Origin of the sequence: Streptomyces anthophorae, from assembly GCF_049310305.1 — a bacterium.
Lineage (GTDB): Bacteria > Actinomycetota > Actinomycetes > Streptomycetales > Streptomycetaceae > Streptomyces.
In genome coordinates, this window is the sequence record NZ_JBLWQQ010000001.1 from 7,864,140 (window position 1) to 7,883,179 (window position 19,040).

General features: G+C 69.1%; 21 protein-coding genes. 2 read left to right on the forward strand and 19 right to left on the reverse strand.

Features of this window, described 5'->3' with window-relative positions; translation table 11 throughout:
* The first annotated feature begins 288 nt into the window (after positions 1-288).
* Positions 289-1,569 (forward strand): NsdA family TPR-like regulatory protein, encoded by a 1,281-nt coding sequence (locus ACNYS0_RS35675; protein WP_422479749.1) that lies wholly within the window; start codon positions 289-291, stop codon positions 1,567-1,569.
* The gene (locus tag ACNYS0_RS35680; RefSeq protein ID WP_422479751.1) at positions 1,566-2,105 is read left to right on the forward strand and encodes a GNAT family N-acetyltransferase; all 540 of its coding nucleotides are present in this window, start codon (positions 1,566-1,568) and stop codon (positions 2,103-2,105) included. The genes ACNYS0_RS35675 and ACNYS0_RS35680 overlap by 4 nt, the downstream gene beginning before the upstream one ends.
* A 162-nt stretch (positions 2,106-2,267) precedes the next feature.
* Here the strand turns inward: ACNYS0_RS35680 and ACNYS0_RS35685 are convergent, their stop codons facing one another.
* From ACNYS0_RS35685 to ACNYS0_RS35775, 19 genes are all read right to left on the reverse strand, one after another.
* Positions 2,268-2,492: a hypothetical protein gene (locus ACNYS0_RS35685; protein ID WP_403998904.1), complete on the reverse strand. Its 225-nt coding sequence runs from the start codon at positions 2,490-2,492 to the stop codon at positions 2,268-2,270.
* A 321-nt stretch (positions 2,493-2,813) separates the two neighbouring features.
* Positions 2,814-3,674: an SPDY domain-containing protein gene (locus ACNYS0_RS35690; protein WP_422479753.1), complete on the reverse strand. Its 861-nt coding sequence runs from the start codon at positions 3,672-3,674 to the stop codon at positions 2,814-2,816.
* A 20-nt stretch (positions 3,675-3,694) separates the two neighbouring features.
* Entirely contained in the window at positions 3,695-4,651 is a 957-nt protein-coding gene (locus tag ACNYS0_RS35695) for an SPDY domain-containing protein (protein WP_422482862.1), read from the reverse strand.
* Positions 4,630-5,091, reverse strand: a complete 462-nt coding sequence (locus tag ACNYS0_RS35700) for a type II toxin-antitoxin system RelE family toxin (RefSeq protein WP_422479755.1) — start codon at positions 5,089-5,091, stop codon at positions 4,630-4,632. The genes ACNYS0_RS35695 and ACNYS0_RS35700 overlap by 22 nt, the downstream gene beginning before the upstream one ends.
* On the reverse strand, positions 5,088-5,900 hold the full coding sequence (locus ACNYS0_RS35705) for a hypothetical protein (RefSeq protein WP_422479757.1): 813 nt from the start codon (positions 5,898-5,900) through the stop codon (positions 5,088-5,090). Before ACNYS0_RS35705 ends, ACNYS0_RS35700 begins: the two co-directional genes overlap by 4 nt.
* A 1-nt stretch (position 5,901) precedes the next feature.
* Positions 5,902-6,510 carry a DUF4913 domain-containing protein gene (locus ACNYS0_RS35710; protein ID WP_422479759.1) on the reverse strand — a complete coding sequence of 203 codons (609 nt, stop codon included), beginning with the start codon at positions 6,508-6,510 and terminating at the stop codon, positions 5,902-5,904.
* Between the two features lie 96 nt (positions 6,511-6,606).
* Positions 6,607-7,512, reverse strand: a complete 906-nt coding sequence (locus ACNYS0_RS35715) for a DNA cytosine methyltransferase (RefSeq protein ID WP_422482863.1) — start codon at positions 7,510-7,512, stop codon at positions 6,607-6,609.
* Positions 7,505-7,792, reverse strand: a complete 288-nt coding sequence (locus tag ACNYS0_RS35720; protein WP_422479761.1) for a DNA cytosine methyltransferase — start codon at positions 7,790-7,792, stop codon at positions 7,505-7,507. The genes ACNYS0_RS35715 and ACNYS0_RS35720 overlap by 8 nt, the downstream gene beginning before the upstream one ends.
* Entirely contained in the window at positions 7,789-8,967 is a 1,179-nt protein-coding gene (locus ACNYS0_RS35725) for a DnaB-like helicase N-terminal domain-containing protein (RefSeq protein ID WP_422479763.1), read from the reverse strand. Before ACNYS0_RS35725 ends, ACNYS0_RS35720 begins: the two co-directional genes overlap by 4 nt.
* A gap of 318 nt (positions 8,968-9,285) precedes the next feature.
* Positions 9,286-11,082: a type IV secretory system conjugative DNA transfer family protein gene (locus ACNYS0_RS35730; protein ID WP_422479765.1), complete on the reverse strand. Its 1,797-nt coding sequence runs from the start codon at positions 11,080-11,082 to the stop codon at positions 9,286-9,288.
* A 117-nt stretch (positions 11,083-11,199) separates the two neighbouring features.
* Positions 11,200-11,904, reverse strand: coding sequence for a hypothetical protein (locus tag ACNYS0_RS35735; protein WP_422479767.1), 705 nt, complete (start codon positions 11,902-11,904; stop codon positions 11,200-11,202).
* Positions 11,905-11,937: 33 nt separating this feature from the next.
* The gene (locus tag ACNYS0_RS35740) at positions 11,938-12,309 is read right to left on the reverse strand and encodes a hypothetical protein (RefSeq protein ID WP_422479769.1); all 372 of its coding nucleotides are present in this window, start codon (positions 12,307-12,309) and stop codon (positions 11,938-11,940) included.
* Positions 12,310-12,339: 30 nt separating this feature from the next.
* The gene (locus ACNYS0_RS35745) at positions 12,340-12,747 is read right to left on the reverse strand and encodes a hypothetical protein (RefSeq protein WP_422479770.1); all 408 of its coding nucleotides are present in this window, start codon (positions 12,745-12,747) and stop codon (positions 12,340-12,342) included.
* Between the two features lie 87 nt (positions 12,748-12,834).
* On the reverse strand, positions 12,835-13,782 hold the full coding sequence (locus ACNYS0_RS35750; protein ID WP_422479771.1) for a hypothetical protein: 948 nt from the start codon (positions 13,780-13,782) through the stop codon (positions 12,835-12,837).
* On the reverse strand, positions 13,775-13,963 hold the full coding sequence (locus tag ACNYS0_RS35755; protein ID WP_422479772.1) for a hypothetical protein: 189 nt from the start codon (positions 13,961-13,963) through the stop codon (positions 13,775-13,777). The genes ACNYS0_RS35750 and ACNYS0_RS35755 overlap by 8 nt, the downstream gene beginning before the upstream one ends.
* An 82-nt stretch (positions 13,964-14,045) precedes the next feature.
* The gene (locus ACNYS0_RS35760; protein ID WP_422479774.1) at positions 14,046-15,551 is read right to left on the reverse strand and encodes an ATP-binding protein; all 1,506 of its coding nucleotides are present in this window, start codon (positions 15,549-15,551) and stop codon (positions 14,046-14,048) included.
* A gap of 19 nt (positions 15,552-15,570) precedes the next feature.
* Entirely contained in the window at positions 15,571-16,026 is a 456-nt protein-coding gene (locus tag ACNYS0_RS35765; protein WP_422479776.1) for a DUF6238 family protein, read from the reverse strand.
* A 49-nt stretch (positions 16,027-16,075) separates the two neighbouring features.
* Positions 16,076-17,545, reverse strand: a complete 1,470-nt coding sequence (locus ACNYS0_RS35770; RefSeq protein WP_422479778.1) for an SCO6880 family protein — start codon at positions 17,543-17,545, stop codon at positions 16,076-16,078.
* Positions 17,546-17,681: 136 nt separating this feature from the next.
* Entirely contained in the window at positions 17,682-19,007 is a 1,326-nt protein-coding gene (locus tag ACNYS0_RS35775; protein ID WP_422479780.1) for an SCO6881 family protein, read from the reverse strand.
* Between the last annotated feature and the right edge of the window lie 33 nt (positions 19,008-19,040).

The window sequence follows — 19,040 nt, forward strand, 5'->3', positions numbered from 1 at the left end:
GACGATGAAGAGAAGCGGCTTCGGGACCTGCTTCGCCGTGTGGGCGTGAGCGGCGCACCATGGCGACGTTGGCGGGTCGGCCATGGGAGGAGATCATGTGGGGGCTCCTGCTCGTCAGGGTGCTGCGCGGACGACGGCGACGTTGCGTCCTGCGCCTTACCTCATAGCCAACTACCTGGCGGACGGGCTGAGTTAGGGGATGTGTGGCGGCGCTGCGGTGCGCCCCCTAGGGGCTTTTGACTCCCCATTTACCTGACGGTGCGTACGCCTCGGGGCTACGGTGCGGTCATGGACGCCACGCGCAACACCGTCCTTGAGGCGTGGATGGACGAGCACGGCTTCAGCTCCAACAGCCTTGCCAACGCGGTGAATCTGGCCCTGGAACGCCTCACCGGGCGGCTCGGGAAGTGTGACGGACGCCAGGTCAGGGACTGGCGGTCCGGGCGAGTCAAGTGGCCCAACAGCGCTACACGTAAGGCGCTGGAGGACGTGACGGGTCGACACGCGATGGAACTAGGGTTCATGCCACGGGGTCGGCCTTCGTCCACGGTGACCCCACGGCAGGAGGACGAGGACCCCATGCACCGTCGCACTCTGGTCGCCGGCACGATCTCGGCGGCCGTGGCCGCCGCCGCGCCCGGCCCCCGTTCGACCCGCAGAATCGGCATGAGCGACGTCGAGAGCCTGCAGGAGAAGTTCGGGGCCGTGATTGCCAGCGACCACAACCGTGGCGGGCAACGTGACATCGAACAGCGCGCGGCACGCCTGGCCGACGAGGCCCTGAACCTCCAGAACTCGGGATCGGCGACCCAGCGCGTACGCTCCACCCTCTACGCCGCTGCCGCGTCGTTCCGTTCCTCGGCGATGTGGGCGGCGATCGACGGCCGCCGTTTCCAGGACGCGATCACGCACATGCGGGAAGCGCAGACGCTCGCGGAGCTGTCGGGAGACCAGGCGATCAAGTTCCGCATCTGGTCGCACACGGGGAGCCTGTACCGACACTTGGGGCGCCCTGCCGACGCCCGCGCCGCGAACGACGTCGCTCGCAACCTCCACATCACCCGCCGTGACCCGATGTTCGCCTCGCTGGGCATAGCACGGCAGATGGCCATCCAGGGGGTGGCCCACGAGCACGGAAACCTGCGCCGCACGTTCGACCAGGCCCAAGAAGCCATGGCGCGCGCGTCCGAGGACCGCCGCCCCGTCTGGCTCACGGCCTTCTACGACGAAGCAGAGCTGCACTCGCTCGCGCTGAGCGCCTACCTCGCGGCCGGAGACTGGCCCACGGCCGAGTTCCACGCGCACCGCTGCTTGGCCGCCCTCCGACCTCACATGCGTCGGTCCCTCGCCATCGCGACGAGTCGCCTGGCACACGCCCAACTCGCCCAGGGCGATGTCGAGGCTGCCACGCACACCGCGATGAGCGTGCCGGCCGAAGCCGCTACCCAACACGCCAGGGTTTCCCGCATGCTTCAAGAGTTCAGTGCTGCCCTGCGCGCCACCGCGCCGAGCAGCGCCAGCGCTCACAACTGGACCGAGCACACCGCTGCATGGAGGCCCTCAGCATGACTTCGGCACCCGCCATCGAACTCCGCACGTTCACCGAACTGGACGCCGCACGAGGCGACTTGCTCGAGGTGTACGCCGAGGTACGCGCCCCGCTCCTGCACCTGCCGAACTACGCCGTCACGTCCTTTGGCGAGCGCCTGGACCGACACGGCGCCGAGCCGGGTTTCAAAGCCGTGCTCGCCTACGAGGACGCTCACCCTGTGGGCTACGCCTACGGCAACCAGATCGAGGACGGAGACCGTTACTGGCAGCGGACCAGCCCGTCTCCCAGCGAGAAGTACACGGCTCAGCCCGCCATCGCGCTCAAGGAGATCGGCGTGCGCCCGGGGTGGCGCGGCACGGGCGTAGCACGCCGCATCCACGATGCGCTCCTCGCGGATCGGGCCGAGCCGTTCGTCACGCTCATGGTCAACGAGGCGGCCGGGGACGGGAAGGTGCACGCCCTGTACCGGTCGTGGGGCTACGAGGACATCGGCCACAGCCAGCCGTCACCGGCATCGCCGAGGCTCACGGTCATGATCCGCCCCACCCGATAAGCACGGCGCGACGCGGCTGACGGCCTGGCGCCCACTGCACGACGCGTAGACGCGTTGCGGCATGAGCCCCAGGCCGTCATATCGCTCACTGCTGCACGTGCTGCCAGGACCCGAGTGGGTCGGCTCAAGCTGCAGCCGCGTGTGCGGTCCCGTGCTTCACGTTCATGACCAGTCGAGTTCGTCGCGGACGCCTGCGGGCAACACGGCCGCCTGGCCGTCCTCGGCGATGTACACGGCCTGGGCCCCGGATGCGTGATGATTCCTGACGATGCGGCCGGTCCGGTGGGCGAAAGGCCAGTCGGGGTTGATCGCCAGGTAGACGGGGAGATCCGGATCGAGGGGCCGGAGCTGGTGGATCAGCTGGCCGACGGTGAGGGACTTGGGCAAGAGAGCCTCCGGGGGTGAGGAACGGCCGGCAGGCAAGGCGGCATGGCCCTTTGATAGGCAGGTCTGCACGCTGGGTTGGCCTACCGGGGGCAGACTTGTGAAGCAGTCGTACGTTGACATGCTGGAGGAGCAAGTCTCCAGTCCTGACCTGTAGTTCCTGTCTGCCCTGGGCGAATCGGGTCGGCGCGGTGGCTCGCGTCGCTGCGAGAAGGGCGTCATTCGGTTGCCCGGGAGTGGCACCGGGCAACCGTTGGGGGCCGCGGGCCCCCGAGCAGCTGGCTTCCGGTGGAGTTGCCGATGTCGACACAGCCAGCACGGGGCTCAGGTTCGGGCCCTGGCGGAACGTTGTCCGTGGATGGGTGTGCGCAGGGCGGGCTTGGATGGCGGTGCCGCAGCGCGGACCGCTGCGGGTTGATGGCCCAGGGACTGGGCTCGGGCCGCAGCGGCGCGTCGAACGTCCAGAGGCGTTGGTGTCGGAGGTTGAACGAGACGGAGATGGGCGGCGGCGCGGTTGCGGCGAGGTATGTCGCGCTCGTAGCGGAGTGCCGGGGTGGGGTCGGCGAGACGATCGGTCGTTGCGGCGATGAGCGGTGTCGGGACGCCGGAGGTGAAAGTGGCGTACCAGCGTTCCAGGTAGCCGTCCTCGCCGCCCCACAGCAGCCAACGCTGCCGTTCGCCCCGGAGCTCGTCCTGGCGGGGAAGATGCCGTCCTGAGTGGGTGAGGCCGGCCAGTCCGTCGGGTGCGGTGAAGAAAGTGGACGGGCGCGCGCTGCTGTGTCGCCAACCGGCGTTCTGTAGGGGGAGGCACGCCTCCTGGGCTGGGCTGCTCGGGCCGAAGAGCGCGGCGGTCGGGTCGGCTTGATAGCGATCGGCGAGTGCGGAGGTGAAGGTGGTGACCAGTTCGGTGGGGGTGGAGGCGTCGAAGGTAGCCATCCACTCCGGCTCGGCAAAAGGTGTCCGCTGAGCGATGATCTTCCAGAGGGTGTAGTCCGGGCCCTCGGGCATGTACCCGAGTCGGAAGCGTTGGTCGGGGGAGTTTACGTAGACGTTCCCGTACTCGTCACCGGTGAGGACGAATCCGCAGTCGAGTAGCGGCTGGAGGGCTGGATCGCCTGTGTGCGTGGAACCGGCGAGGTAGATCGGGGAAACGAGAATGTCGCCGTCGAGGACGTGTGAGGGCATGGTGGAATCCGGGGTGTGCATCAGCGCTGACGGCGAGAACGGCCGCGCTGAGGGGTGGGTGCTGAGGGCGCAGGTGTCGTTTGTGGTGTACGAACCGGTGACGAGTGGGGGCTGCGGGCCAAGGCGGCTCGGTTAAGGGGAATGTTGGGCTGCGTTCCTGCCAGGCGTACGTGCACCAGGGTGCGGTGGAGCTCGGGGATCTCCTCGACGCGGCGTAGGACCGCGTCGTTGCTGGTGATGACGTTCGCGGCGGCGGCCCGTAGGTGCGGAAGTGTGGTGCGGGTGAGGTACGCCCGCCAACTGGGTGTGAGGCGAGGTTCGACGCCGGCGGACATTCGCCACATGGAATTGGCCGGGGAGATGAGTTCGTCGTATTCGTGGACCCAACCGCTGCGGGTGCGGACACCGGCGTGCCCGTCCGGGGAGATGTTCCAGTAGGGCCGACTGCCGCGTACGAGCTCCCAGTTGTGGCGGCGGAGGACTCCCTCGTGGCCGTCACCGGTGTAGTGCGGGCCGCCGCTGAAGTAGTCGCGGAAATTGCTGGGCAGGCTGTCGACGAGTGTCGAGGCGAAGCCGGCGACGATCTCTTGTGGGGTGTTCCGGTCGAAGGTGGTGATCCAGTCCGGGACGCCGAGTGGGTCCTCTGCGTAGGTGATGGTCCAGCCGCCGAAACGGCTGTTGGCGGTGTTCGCGATCCGTACGCGCTGGCAGGGACTGGTGAAGTACGTGTCCGTGTCGTCGAACGGGACGGTCCTTGTCCAGCCGGGTGCGTTGTCCAGGACGTCGAGGACCGGAGTTCGAGATCCGGGGCCCGCGAGGTAGATCGGGGAGACGTGGACCTGGGTGTCGGGGGCGAGGGCGTCGAGGTCGGGTGTGAACGTGAGGGGTCTCCAGGGAAGGGGTGCGAGGGCGTGTGCGTGGCATGGTCCGGAGAACCGCGAGCCGGGGCGGTGGTTCAGAGGACGCGGCGCGCGGATGCGGTGGTGGTCCGTGGAGGAGTGGCCGGTGTGGTGGGTGGCTGCTTGGCCGTCGTGCTGTGAGCGGAGCGAGAGCGGGCTGCCTCCGCGCGGCTCTGGTGTGTTGGAACAGCGGAGCGATCGTGTTCCAAGCGCTGGCTGGCGAGGCGATACGCGGTGTGGTCTTGGCGTTCGCCGACGGCCAGGAGATAGATCTCGCGACGGTGTTGGGAGGTCGCGGGGGCGTCTCGGAACTGGATGACCAGTCGCCAGCGGGTTTCCGGGTCGACGTAGACCTTGTGGCAGCCGGCGAGTTCGCGGGTGAGGGGTGCGCCGCGTTCGTTGCCGTGGACCAGGTGCTGTAGTTCCAGCAGGGCCAGGTCGCGGATGTGGTCCGGGATGTTCCGCAGGTCTGCGAGGGCTTCGGGGTGCGCGGCGAACGCGTAGCGGGCCGATTTCACCGTGTGCCTCCGCGAGGGCGCGGTGCGGCGGACGGGGGAGTCCTGGGGGCGGCTACGGCGGCTGGTGGTACGGCAAGCCCTGTGGGGCGTGTGCCGGCGGTTCGTGCCCGGGCTGCCTGGCTCCGTGGTGTGGTGTTGCTGTCCGGTGCAGGGGCAAGTGGCAACGGGGCGTCGCGGGTCGTGGCCCAGTCGTCGGCAGCTTCTGCGGAGTGGAAGGCGCCTTCGCGCACCGTGTACGTCTGGAGGTTCTTGTCGACTTCCTGGAGGAACAACCGGTACGGGGTGGGTGCGGAGTCCGGGTGGTGGTCGTTTACGAGCGTGCGGACCTCGACGCCGAAGTCGAAGGTGCACGGGTTGTCGGTGTAGTGGTCGATGATCTGGTAACGGTGCTCCGGGTTGGCCCGGAGCATGTCTTCGAGCTGGGAGGTGAGTGCGTCGGCCGGCCGGGGGCCATGGTTGGGCGTGACCAGGGTGGCGTCTGGAGGGCAGCCGCGCTGGATAAGCCAGTTCTGGGCCAACGGCACGACGGGAGCGCGCTGGATATCGAAATCGAAGGTGGCCCGCTCGGGATCCTTGGTGATGTGCAGGGCGACGAACTCGGCCTTCCCGGGATAGTCCCAGGTAGCTGCCCTGTCGTAGAACAGCAGGTAGCTGTGGCGTCCGTCGCCGTTGTGGTGGGCGGCCAATGGCACGAACATGTCGTCCGAGAGGGTCGCCTGGACGAAGTCGTCCTCGATGTCTGTCGTGGCGGCCTGGAAGCCGGCGAGTCGGTAGTCGTGGTCCAGGCTGTCGTAGAAGTCGTCGTCCATGTCAGGCCACCAGGTCTACGTCGGGAGCGGCCAGGACGCGGTGGTTGGGGCGCGCGGTGCTGGTGGTGCATGCACCGAATGGGCCGTCTGGGGCGCGGAGTTGCATGAGCGTGGGGTCGAGGTGGTCGCGGTGCCACGTCTGCGGGCCGGTCAAGCCGGCCTCGACATCGGTGAGCTGCTGCCAGGCGAGCCACAGCGCGTGCAGGCGGGCGACGGCCTCGGGGTGTTCCTGCCACTGTCGACACCACGGGCGCGAGGTGCTGATCTCTCGCCCGTACACAGGAATCAGCAGGTGGTGTACCCAGCGGGCCAGGGCGGCGAGTTCTTCGTCGTAGGCTTTGCCATCGAGCGCCAGGATGAAGATCGACGTCGGGCCCTCGCGTGGGGTGCCGGGTCCGGCAGACGTGTTCTCGTCTGCCGGACCGGAAACGCCCATCGGGTCAGCACCGTCGTTGGCGCCGTACTCGGTAGCGGCGTCGTCGGTGAGACGGGCCAATGTGTCGCTCTGCCTGCGGCTCTCGGCGACCAGCCGCGCTACTGTCGCCGCGAGATCGTCCAGGTCGTGGTCGGGTACGCGTACCGGTTCGCGTTCCTGAGATGGACCAGCCATCAATACCCCTCTGCAAGATCGAGTGGTCGGGGGACGTGATGGTCCGCGGAATGCCGGGTTTTGCCCGGCCGGGGAGCGTGGTGTACAGGTCCAGGCTCACGAAAGGTGGTGCGGACATGCAGTGGGAGGAGGTGCCAACAAGCGCAGGGCCTGCGCGGCTTGTTGCGGCACCACTCCGTTGCCGAGAGCGGCGAGTTGGGCCGGTCGCCCCAACCCTGGAGTGGCCGTCACCCAACCTGACTCGAGCCCTTGCATCCACTCCACGAACGCCGGGCTGAGGCGACCAGCAGTGTCGGTGGGACCTGGTGCCGGCCGCGTGATGCGCTCCCAGCGAGCGATGGCCGCTGCGTACGATCCCCAACTCTGGGGCCTTCCGAGCCGAACAGGGTGGGCGTTCCTGTCGGTTGGCCGGAGCAGCCCTTCGCGCGACGCTTTGGCGCACGCGTGGAAGGAGTGGGAGAGGATGGGGTTCGCAAGGAGGCCGCGGCCGAAGGCAAGGTCAGATCCCCGTTCCCGTGCCGCTGATTCGGCGATCCCTTCGTCCCGTCGGATGCCTTCGGGGTAGGCAGCAGCCACTCCACCTCGTCCGCCAAGTTCGGGCCGTGACCGCCCTGCTTGCGAACCGTGGGGTGTTGGCTGCCGCCGATCGTCGCCAAGTTGCTCGTTGGTGTCTTCAACAGCGGTGTCTCGTCCGGCGGGCCAGGCGGTGAGAAAGATGCGTTCGCGGCGGTGCGGGGCGCCGACGTCGGAGGCGCGAAGCACACACCAGCTCGCATCGAACCCGATGTCGGCCAGGGAGCCGAGTACGGCACCGAGTGCTCGCACAGCAGGCTGACTTGTGGTGTCTCCCAGACACCACGGGCAGGGTTCCACGTCGCCAGGGGAACCGGCGGGGGAGGTGAGGAGTCCCCGGACATTCTCGATGACCACCAGACAGGGCTTGAGGGCTTCGATGGCGCGGACGACGTGCAGCCACAGGCCGGACCGGGTGCCATCAACCAGTCCGGCGCGACGGCCGGCGACCGAGACATCTTTGACAGGGGAAGCCGGCCGTCAGGACACACACCTCCGGGACCTCCCTCCAGTTCACTGCCGTGATGTCACCAAGGTTCGGGACGGCGGGCCAGTGCCGAGACAGGATCCGGGCCGGTCCGGGATCGATCTCGGCATGCCAGGCGAGCGCGCCGCCGAGGACGGCTTGAACTCCGAGGTCCAGGCCGCCGTAGCCGGAGCACAGGCTGCCGATCAGCGGGCCCGCACGGCCGGCGGCGTGATCGGTCATGAAGGGCTCCGATGGGTGGGGCGGGTGACGCGTTGTGTTCCGGAGGGTGTGGGCGAGGCAGGTCCCGGTGTGCTGGGGCGGTGAGGGCGGCTGCGGGCGCGTGCCGCTTCGCTTCGTGCTGCCGGAGATGCAGCGGGCTGGCTGCGGTGGATCGCACTCGGCTCGGGACCGCTGGCGATGCGATGACGGCGGCGTACGTCATCGAGTGGGCTGAGCGCGTGGAGCGCGTAGTTGATCAACTGGCCAGGTGCCAGGGCTTCTTGGTCGGAGAGCGCGCGTACCTGCCGGGCTGCGGCCGCCGCAGTTCGCGCGAGTGAGGCCGTGAGGATCTGTTCGCCGTAGTGCTCGGCGGCACCGCCACCGGCCAGAGGGTCGCAGATACGCCGGACCTGCTCGGTGGTGAGCGTGCTGTCGGCCAGCGCGCCGCGACGTTGGGTCTCCCACAGGGTGGTCAGCTGATCGATGGGCTCTCCGCGATGGTGCAGCGCGCCGAGTGCGCGGTAGATGTGTTGGTGCCCTGGTTCGGCGAAGTCGTCGGGGTGGAGCCAGTGCACGAGGTCCAGTAGTTGTTCGGGGCGAGTGGCGAGGCATCCCAGGATGAACTCCTCGTCGGCCAGGGTGTGATCCGGCACTTGGGGAGGGGGATAGGCCCGGGGCGTGTGCGTGGTGGCTGGCTGGAGCGGCCGCGGTTCGGATCCCCAGGTGCGAGCCAGGTCGGCGAGTACGTCGGAGAGGATCTCGGCCTGGTGCACGGTCTCGTCGGCAGTGCCAGCACGCAGGTCGGCGAGCGCGGCCTGATGCAGTTGGTCCGCGTGGCGGGTGACGCTGCGGTGGATGGCACCCTCCAGCACCATCCGGCCGTACATCGGTGCGTGTTCGGGACGCGGGCATGCTGACACCAGCAGGTGCGGGTGGACGGCGGTCAGCCCCCGGGTATGGTGGCCCGCCTCCTGAACGGTGTCCGTGACCCACGCCATGGGGACAGGCCTGGCGGCGTCCTGGTCGGTCGCGGGGTGTCCTTCTGCACGGAGCTTGAGCATCGCGGCGTACAACGCTGTGTGTGCGGGGTGGCCAAAATGGTCCGGCCGCAACCAGTCACTGAGTCGGCCGAGTTGTCGCGGGTCAAGGAATAGTGCCCCCAGGACGGCCTGCTCGGCATGGTCGAGCGGAGTCAAGGCCGTGCCTTACGCGCGCTCGTCCGCTCGGCGCCGAGCGCGGCAACAGCCCGGTCTGCTGCCACCAAGTCGGCAGCGAGGCGATCGAGTTCGCCGGAGAAGTCCGGATCCGAGGCGCGGATGGCCCCCGAAGGGCCGACCAACCACCAGTGGGTGCCGCGCCGAACGGCGGGCGTTCCTGCGAGACGTGCGGGTCGACGCTGGGAAAGGCTGGACGGTGTGAGGTGAGACATGTGAGACCTACAGACGAAGCAGGGCTGGACAGGGGGAGCGACGGGCCTCTAGGTCTGATTCGTCCGGATCGAAGGACCAGCGCTGTCATGCGGCCGGGCCGAAAGCGTCGTGGTGCAGTGACTTCGCCAGCGCGCGTTCGGTGATGGCCGCGGTCTCCTTGGCGGATGCGGCACCAAGGCGACCTGCATCTGGTTCGCGATACCAGGGCTTGAGTTCGAGGAGAGCGGGGCGGATGCCGGTGGCCAGCACCAGGGCGGAGCCCTTGGGCAGGGCGCGGATCGCGTCCGCGGGCAGCGCGCGTTCCTGGCGCATGGACACCGATGTCGACTTGCCCGACTCGTTGGTGGACACCGACACGGTGCGTACGTCGTGGTCGCCGACTAGGCGGGAGAGCTTGTCGGCGAAGTCGGCGTCGTCGATGCCGGACCCGACGAGCTTGATGGTGGCGGCGGACCAGAGGGCGTCCATGCCGGCCTCGCCCCACACCCGTACGCCCTGTCGGTAGGACTGCAGGATCGTGATGGGGATGACGCCTCGGCTGCCCAGGTGCGAGTACAGGTCGGGCAGGTCAGCGATCTTGCACACGTTGGCGGCCTCGTCGAGGATCGCCAGCAACGGTGCGTCGAGGCGCCCGCCGTCGCGCTCGGCCTGGATGACGGCGATGCGCATCACCGCATCGGCAGCCGCAGCGATGATCGCCGAGGCGGACCCGCCGCCGTCCTTGGACAGAAGGAACAGGGTGTCCTTGCTGGTGGCGAAGGCCTCGGGCTTGAACTCCCGTACCTTCGCGCGGCCGTTGGGAGGGGTGACCCAGGCGGCGATGGACGGGTTGAGGAGGCAGCTCGCGTACTGGCGGGCGGTTTCGAAGATGCCGTCACGGGTCTCGACGGCGCCGGCGACGGTGCCGTGGAGCTGTGCGGCGACCGCGTCGAGTCCGGCGTCTTGCAGGAGATCGATCGGGGTGCGGTCGGCGGGAGAGGCGAGCCAGGCCAGGACGTCGGTGATGGGGCGATGCCCGCGGGCCGCGGCGAGGAACAGCGCGGTGAGGGTGTTCGCTGCTGCGGTGGACCAAAAGTCGCCGGCGCTCGACTCGTTCACGGACGCGGTGACGAAGTGCCCGGCCAGGCGCCGGGCTCCGGTCAGATCGTGGGCGTCGGCGAGAATGTCCCACCACACTTCCTGGGGCGCGTGGGCTATCTGTTGCGGGTCGAATGTCCACACCGTGCCGACCTCGGCGCGAGCGGTGACTGTTGCGGTGAAGGCGTCGCGGGCGGCCTTGTTGCTGGTCAGCAGGACCGGGCCGGGGGCACGCAGGATCGCGGGGATGGCCAGGCCGGATGTCTTGCCAGACCGGGGCGCCATGATCGCGACGATCACATCCTCCCAGGAGGCACGCACCTCACGTGCGCCCGCGGGCAACGAACCGAGTAGGACACCGCGGTCGTCCGGCACGACGTTCCTCGGCTTGGTGCCCTTCAGGCTCGGGCGGAGGTCGATCGCCCTGGCAGCGATCTTCTTGGGCAACAGATCGGCGAGAGCTCGCTGGTCGGCAAGGCCATTCGGATTGCCGCGAAGCCGTAGCCAGGTCTTCCCGCCGAGCAGCGCGGCAACCAGGAGTACCAGCGTGGGCAGGACGTAGCATCCGGCGATCACGACAGGATGAGGGAGATGCGGCCAGACGTGATCGGGGCGGAGCAACGATTCCGCTGGGAGGTAGGCAGCCCAGGGATCGCTTCCGACGACGGCGTTGGCGAGATTGCCGAAGAGCCAGGCCAGGCTCCCTCCGCTGATGCCCAATGTCGCGACGGCGATCAGCAGATACAGGAGAGCATCGGTGCCGGTGGTGGACGAGGGCGGGCTGGTGGTGCGTGAAGTAGGCAATACGCGGTCCCATGAGGTGAGGCAAGGCGGAGGGAGAGCCGGAGCTGACGGCTTCTTCTGGTGATCACGAGTCGTGTCTCCTTGCGTTTGAGGCGGATGGTGTGCGGACTTGGTAGGTCAGCGGGCTCGGCCAGGCTTGGAAGGGGATGGCGGTGAAGCGGCGGGCGGTCCACTCGGTGCGGAAACGCCGGAATGATGCGGGGCTGGGGCGGCGGCGTAGTAGTGCGCGATCTGAGCCTGCCAACTGGGCCGGGGCGGTCGGTCGAGGGCCCGGAGCTGGTCGGTCGCGACATGCAGGTCCTCGCCGAGAGCGGTGAGCGTGGCGGCTGCATCCGTGAAGTCGTCCGCGAGGTCCCAGCCCTCGTCGGTCCCGGTCTCCTTCGCCTTCTCGGCGGCTGCCTCGAAGAACTCGCTGAGGCGGACGAGGACGCCGTCGTCTGGATCCAGGACGTGATCGGCAAGACCAGCCGCCGCCTCGGAGGACTCGGCACCGTTGAGTTGGTCGGTCAGAGCGAGGATCTGATGGCCGTACTTCATGCGCCCCTGGGCGCCGGACGGTGTGGCCACCGGGCCGGCGAACAGGGCGGGGCTGATCTCGACGTGGTAACCGACGGAGGTGAGCATCCGCGCGGCGTGGCTGGCCATCTGGTTTTCGCGCTGCTCACCCATGTCCCAGGGAAGGCGGTACCAGAAGGCGCGGATGGACTGTTCGTAGATGAAGCCGGCCCGTTTGAGGAGGGTGGTGGCGAGTTCGTCGCCGCCATCGGCTATGACGTTGCCGTCGTGTTGGCGGGTGATCGTGACGGTGGAGGGCGCGGGCACGGCAGGGCTCCTCGACGGGAGGGGAGGGCTGGTTCAGCGCGAACGGCGCAGTGTGGCCGGAGGGGTGAAGGAAGGTTTCGCTGGGGTGTCGTCGGCCGGGGTGTTCCGCCTCCGGTGCGGCGAGCGCGCGGCAGCTGCTTGTGCGCGCGTGAGTAGGATCTTGGGATCGGCTGCGACCGAGAGTCCTGCCTCCTGGAACTCGCGGGTCGCGCTGGCCACCGTGTGCACAGCGGTGGTGTGCGGGGTGTCACTTGGCAGCAGATAGATGTCGTGGGGCTGTGAATAGAAGAAGTGGTGCTTGCGTAGTACCTCGTCAAGGAACGGCCGGTCGTCTGCGACGGCCGCGACAATGCCGAAGTCCGGGTGCCGGGCGAAGGCGGCATCGGGCTCGGGGTGCACGTGCATCTGAAGGCTCCCCCCTTTCTAGTTGGGTGGCTAACGCGCACGCGTCGGCAGCGCGAGGGCTGGGGCGGGACTGTGCTCGGCAACGAGCGCAGGGAAACCGTGCGGTGCCGTATCGGAGCGTGCCGGTGACACGGCAGTGGCGGCTTGGACCCTTCGCCGATGGGTGACCGGTGACGGGCGTGTGGTGGGCTGAAGGTCATAGGCGGCGTCAGAGGTGACGGTGAACTGCGCGGCCCGCAGCGACTGCACCGCCTGTCCGCCACGTCGTACTGGATCGTGGCGTGGAGCGGTCAGGGCGTAAAGGGTGCTGCCGGGGAGTCGCTCGAAGCCGACCCGCCCCAGCATGTGCTCGGTGACATGGTGGTCGTGGGACGTTGCAGCGACGACGCCGTACTGGGTGTGGTGGCCGATGGTGATGTGCGGGTGGGCGTCCGCCACGTAGATGCACCTCGCAGGGGGGGGCAGTGTGTGGGGATGAGGGTGCGTTCCGAAGGCGGATTTGGTGGTGCCGGGGATGTGTGCAAGTCAGCGTGATCGGGGCGGTGCGTCGGTGCGACGGAATGGTTGGGCGGTGGCCGAGCGGGTGGCGGAGGACTCGATCGCCGCGTTGATGTGCTGCAGCGCTCCCGGGGACCACGCACGCGCTGCCTCCGGGCGTTGATGTGGGAGCGACTGCTCGGCGCACAACTGGCCAGGGTGCATGGCCAACGCCCGCTCGGACTCGGCGATTTCAGTGAGTACGTCAGCGCGCTCGAGCCAGGTGAGTGCGTAGTGCCAGCCTTCGGCGTTGCGCAGCGCGACGGCCCGCTCCCACGTTTCCTGGAAGGCAGGGTGGTCCGGGAGCAGCGCTTCAGAGACGCACTCGAACTCGTCCTGAACTAGAGCCCCGCCCGCCAGCGCTTCGCGCAGTACCCGAAGCCGGTACGGCCAGCGCGTTGCCACCTGGTCCTCGGGCTCGAAGCGGGCCAGGGAGGCTTCGGCGTGCGCGAGGAGAGGAGGGCCCTCACGGAGGTAGGGCTCGAACTGGGCCCACATCTGCGCATCGCGCTGTTGCTGGCGCAGGTCGTAGCGGTCGTCGAGGGGCCAGCCGTCCCCGTCGCAGAGGCTGTCCGAGACCGCGTCCCAATCGGCCAGGATCCGCTCCCCAGCAGCCGCAGTCGAGGACAGCCGGGTGCTGCGGTCCGGGTGGACGGCTCGATTGGCAACCGTCGTCGCGATCGGCGGAAGCCGGTCGAGGTCGACGTCGTCGATGACGACATAGTGGGAGGAGACCTCGGTGTAGAGCCGTTCAAGGGCGTGCTGGACCAGGGCTGGCTGCGCGGTGCCGAGGGCGTAGTCGTACTCGGGATGCTTGGTGGAGAACCCGGAGCCGAGGAGAAGGGTCTGTGCTTCGTCGTGGTGGTCGTCGGTGAGGGTGGCAGTCACGCCGAAGGAGACATGCTGGACCAGCGTGATCCAGGCGGGGTCAGTCATGGTGCTCCCCGGCGGGACGTGTGGCGAGCGGACGACAGGCCAGGCGGCGGGATTCGTGCAGGGCGCCGAGCGGGCCTGTGGCCATGGGGATCGGGCGGTCGGTGGAGCCGGCTGCGGTGGCGGCGAGGTAGAAACGGGCCAGGCGTGCTGCGGTGCGGCGCAGGGAGAGGAATGCAGACATGGGGGCGTTCCTTGGAGAAGTCGTCCGGTGTGCGGGTGGTGAGGGAGCAGAAGTGGCTGGCCGCCCTCACCGGGGAATCGGGTCAGGCCGCCATGCGAAAGTCGGTGTCGAAGAGTTCGCGCTCGCGGGGGTGGAGCAGGTGCTGCGTGATGAAGGAGCGGTCTGCCACCTTCCACAACCCACGTCCCTTGGTCAGAGCCGATACTGCCTGGGTCTCGATGCCGGTCAGGCCCAACAAGGCTGCTGAGGAGGTGAGTTGGTCGGCTTCCTGGCGGTAGATGATGCGGGTGGAGCAGTCAGTGAGCAGGCCCTCGGCGAGCGCGCGGCCACGTGAGCCGGCGTCGCCCGCTGTCAGGAGGTCGGAGAGGCGGTGGATGATCATCATGTTGGCGATGCCCAGGCCCCGGGAGAGCTTCCACTGGCTCTGCATGCGCTCCAGCAGCGCGACGTGCCGCATTACCCGCCACGCCTCGTCGTAGATCACCCAGCGTCGGCCGCCGCTGGGGTCCGCAAGCGCGGACTCCATCCAGGCGGAGGCGCAGGTCATCGCCAGGACGAGGGCGGTGTCGTCGCCTGCGCCGCCGAGCCGCGACAGGTCGATGGACAGCATCGGCGCGCTCGGATCGAACGCCACGGTGGACGGGCCGTCGAACATGCCGGCCAGGTCACCGTGGACCAGACGGCGCAGTGCGTGGGCGAGGTCCTCGGCGGCCCGGCCGAGGCGCCCGGAAAGTTCGCCGAGCGCACCGTCGAGGCGCTCGGGGGAGCCGAGGACGTGCGCGACCTGGCCGAGCAGCGGAGTGGCGCCGGTGGCTTCGGCGTCAGTCACGACTTCGTCTAGCGCGACGTCGAGGGCGGTGTGTTCCATCGGATGCAGCTCGCGGAGTAGGACGGTTTTCGCGAGCGAGCCGAGAAGGAGCAGTCGGCGCTTGCGTACCTCGCTTGTCCAGTCTTCTTCGCTGACGCCGGGCGGCTTGGTCGGGGCGTCCAGCGGGTTGAGGCGGCCGGGCAGACCGGGCCCGAGAGCGATGGTCTGTCCGCCCAACTCCTGGGCCACAATGTTCCATTCGCCCTTGGGGTCGCAGGGTACGTAGATGCGGTAGCCGAAGGCGACGGCGCGCAGTGCAAGGGACTTGGCGAGGGCGGACTTGCCCATGCCGATGACTCCGGCGAGCAGGATGTTGGGGTTGGTGAAGCCGTCGAGCCGCCCGTAGAGGGCGAACGGGTCGTAGGTGAAAGCGGCCTCGGCGTGCACGTCGCGGCCGACATAGATGCCCTGGGTGCCCAGGCCGCCTTCGGCGAGGAACGGATAGGCGCCGGCGGCTACCGCGGTCGTCATCCGGTGCGCGGGGAGCTTGAGTTTGCCCCCGCGGGCGGATGCGTGGCCGGGGCGTCCGGCGGACGGGTACGTAGCCCGCAGGTCAGGGTCGACGCCGGGTGCGATGGTGCGGGAGGCGGGTCGGGCGGCATCGCGGGCCTTGTCGCGGGCTGTGGCGAACTGGTCCCGAGCTGCGCGGGCGGTATGGCGGTCGGACTTGCGGGGGACGAACACTGGGCTGGCGGTAGCACGGTTGCTACGAGAAGGCATGGCGGTGGGGCTCCGGTGGTCAGTGTTGGATGAGGCCCGTGAAGGGATCGCGCAGGTCGGCCGGGGTGTGATCCCGGCGGACGCGTGCGGCGGTGGCCAGGTGGCGCCGGCAGACGCTCAGATCGGGAGCACCTTCCGGCAGCCGAGCCCGGCACGTTTCCCGTGTGGGGAGGCGGCCGGTGTGGGGGTGTGGCGCCGCATGGAAGGCAGCGTGCAGGTGGTCGGCTGCCTGCCACAGCCGGATCCGGCAGGCCTTGAGGTGGTCGCCCTCGGCTGCGGCGACCGGTGTCGTGCGTGCGGAGTGCGCATCGAGGAGGTCGTAGAGGGCGATCAGGTGAGAGTGCAGTGCATCCAATTCGGCGCGTTCAGCGGCGACTTGAGCGACGGGCATGTTGATGGCCCGATGGAAGTCGAGTGCGGCGGTGGCGAACGGGACGAAGTCCGGAGCCAGTTCGGGCAGGGGCTCGGTCGGCATGTGGGGGTGTGCCCTTCGGTAGAGCGCGGAAGACGGTGGTGCGTGTGCGCTACGGGCGGGCGAGTGGCAGAGCGGCACTGGTGAAGGCTTCGGCCTGCTGGCAAGTCAGCGGGCGCAAGTCGATCAACGCGGCGACGGCGGCGGTCTCGATGGCGGCGCAGGCGGCGTCGAGCTGCTCGTCGCTGTCCGCGCTGACGGTGAGCAGGCCGGTCAGGGCAACGTCGGCGTGGCCGGCGATCAGCTGGCGTTCGCGCTGTTTGATGTCGGCGTATTCGACCGAGTCCTCTTCGGAGTCGACCTGGCCCTTGCGGGCCCGCTCGGCGGCGTCCGCGATGACGGTGGCCTTCTTGCGTTGCACGTCCTTGAGGGCAGCATCGAGGGCCTTGGGTGCGTAGGTGAGGGAGAGGCTGCGCCGAACGCCAGTGGTGAACAGGAGCTGGTGCAGGAAGCCCGGGTCGGTATCGATGCGCGGCCAGTTCTCGATCCAGAAAGTGGCGTGATGGGCCGAGTCCGTTTGGATGCGGTCGGCCTTCTCGACCAGAACGACCGGGCCCGCGGCGGCGGGATCGGCCTGCGGGCGACCGGATGCGGACCAGCGGTCGAGTGCGGCTGAGGCCTTCGGGTCGTATGCAGTGCGGATCACGGCGGCTATCTCGGTCGCGGGCAGCCAACCCGACGAAGTGAGACCGGAGTTACGGGCGGCCTGGTCGAAGGTGGCGGTGAGTTGAGTCAGGACCGCGAAGCTGCCCGTCAGCCCACCACCGGCCTGGTTGATCAAGCGGCGGGCCGCCTTCAGGTCCAAAGCGAGAGCGACGTAGGCCTCGTGCGGGGCGGCGGCGGGGCCCGCGGCGGCCAGTAGCTCGGAGTAGATCGGCCCGGCCAGCGGGGTCGCCGCGTTGCCGTGCTCGCTCCAGTACCGGTTGAGTGCATCGCCGGAGTCGGGGACGGTGCGCTCCAGGACCTGGATACGGGCTATGTGCCCGGTGCGGGCGAGGGCGGCCAGGGTGCGGCCCCAGCCGGAGACGTTGCTCGACTGGGTGGCCGGGTCGAGGAGGGCGTATGCGCGGGAGGAGACCTTGACCACGGCGGTCAGCGTGCCGTGGTGGGGGTCGTGGACCGCGCCGAAGCGTCCGCCCGGTGCGGTGACCACGCGCAACGAGGCGGCGGTGCCTGGCAGATGCAGCAGGCCTTCGCGCTGGGGACGGGTGGAGGGACGGGCGAGCCAGACGAGCTGGCCCCGCAGGCGGCGGCGTCCGTACCGGATCACGATGGGCGCCCAGTCGGCGAGGGCGCGTCCGCGGTGCCGGACGAAGACGCCGGCCAGCGCCAGCGCCCACATGGGGAGCAGCTTGAGTGCGCCGATCACGCTGGCGGAGAGCAGCACTGTGAGCAGCAACAGCCCGGTGGCTGCGGCCACGGTCAACTGCGGCGCGGTGAGGCCGAGGAGTACGCCACGGCGGGAGCGGTGCGGGAACTTCACGGTGGCCGGAGCGTCGGGGTGGGAAGCGTCGGAGAGCATGGCGAAGCCGTTCTTGGAGCACGAACAGGAGACGGGGAGGGGGAGAGAGCGGGCGGCTGGGCCGGGCTGCTCCTCGGCCGCCCCGCCCTAGGCGGGCTACGAGCCCGAACTGCCCAGGGGAGGGGCGGGCTCAGTACTACGGGGTGGCACCGCCCTGCGGTGGAGGCCCGTTGCGCCGAGGCGCTGGCGGATCCTCGTGCAGGACCTGCTGTGACGTGACGGACGCGCCCTGCGGGGTCGGTCCGGTGGCCACCGGAGCCGCGTCCTCTCCGCCCTGGCCGGGGCGTCGGATGAGCGGGACGCCGCGGTCGCCGTCGGTGGGAGGCCTGCGGATCAGGGCACGGCCCTTGTCCCCGCTGCTGTTCGGGTCCTCGCCGTAGCGGAAGTGGGTCTGCTTCGGCGTGCTGTCGCCACTCGGGCCGCCGGTCGGGTCGATTCCGGAGGCCATCCCGCCCGAGTCCTGGCCGGGCACCTTGGACGGTCCCTGGGGCGCAGGCGTGCCAGTGCCGGCCTGCATGGCGAGCTGGCCGGCGGTCTTCGCCGCACCCGCCGCGACTCCGATGCCCGCGACGCCGGTGCGGTGCAGGTCGTCGTGGCCACCGCCGTCGGCCGCCCAGTGCACGAACTTGTACGTCGCGTACGGGCACAGCAGCACCAGCACCATGACGACCATGCCGGCGAGCGCATCGGACAGCGCACCGAGCCCGCCGTTGGCATCCGTCTTGCCCATGGCGGACACACCGAGCAGGAACACGATGGTCATCAGCAGCTTGGAGACGATCAGGGTGCCGGTTGCCTCGATCCAGCCGCGCCGCCAGCGCCGCGCTACCTCCCAGCCGCCGCCCGCCCCGGCGAACACTGCGAGCGAGACGAGGATCAGGATGCCGACCTTGCGGGCGACCATCACCGCCCAGTACAAGAACGCCCCGATGGCGCAGCCGAGCGCGATGAGCGCGGGGGTTCCCCAGCCCAGCCCATACATCGCCCCCAGCTCGTTGACCTTGATGATGCGGCGCACCGCATCATCCGCCGAGGTGTTGGCAGCTTGGAACAGGCCTGCGCTGAGCGCGTCGACCACAGTGATCGCCACCGTGGAGCAGGCGATCGCGGCGAACGCGAACAGGACGCCGGCCACCGTGCCGTAGACGGCCTGGGCGAGCGCACGCTCGTCGCGGCGCCATGCGGCCCGGGTGAGCTGCAGGCAGAACGTGCCCACGGTCAGCACGAGCCCGATGGGCAACAGCAGCTCGTAGTTGTGCCGAAACCACTCGGCGTTCAGATCAATGGCCGTGGTCTTGTCGACGGCCTTGGTCGCCAGGTCCGCCGCGGCCTGGGCCATTTCACCCGTCGACTTGGCGATCCAGGCTCCGATGCCGTCGGTGACGGCTTCACCGGTCGCGCCGGCGACACCGCCGACGGCGTCGCACACCGTGTTCATCAGAGGAAGGTCACACGCCCCCATGAGGGCACCTCCTTACGGGAGTTGAGGGCCGTG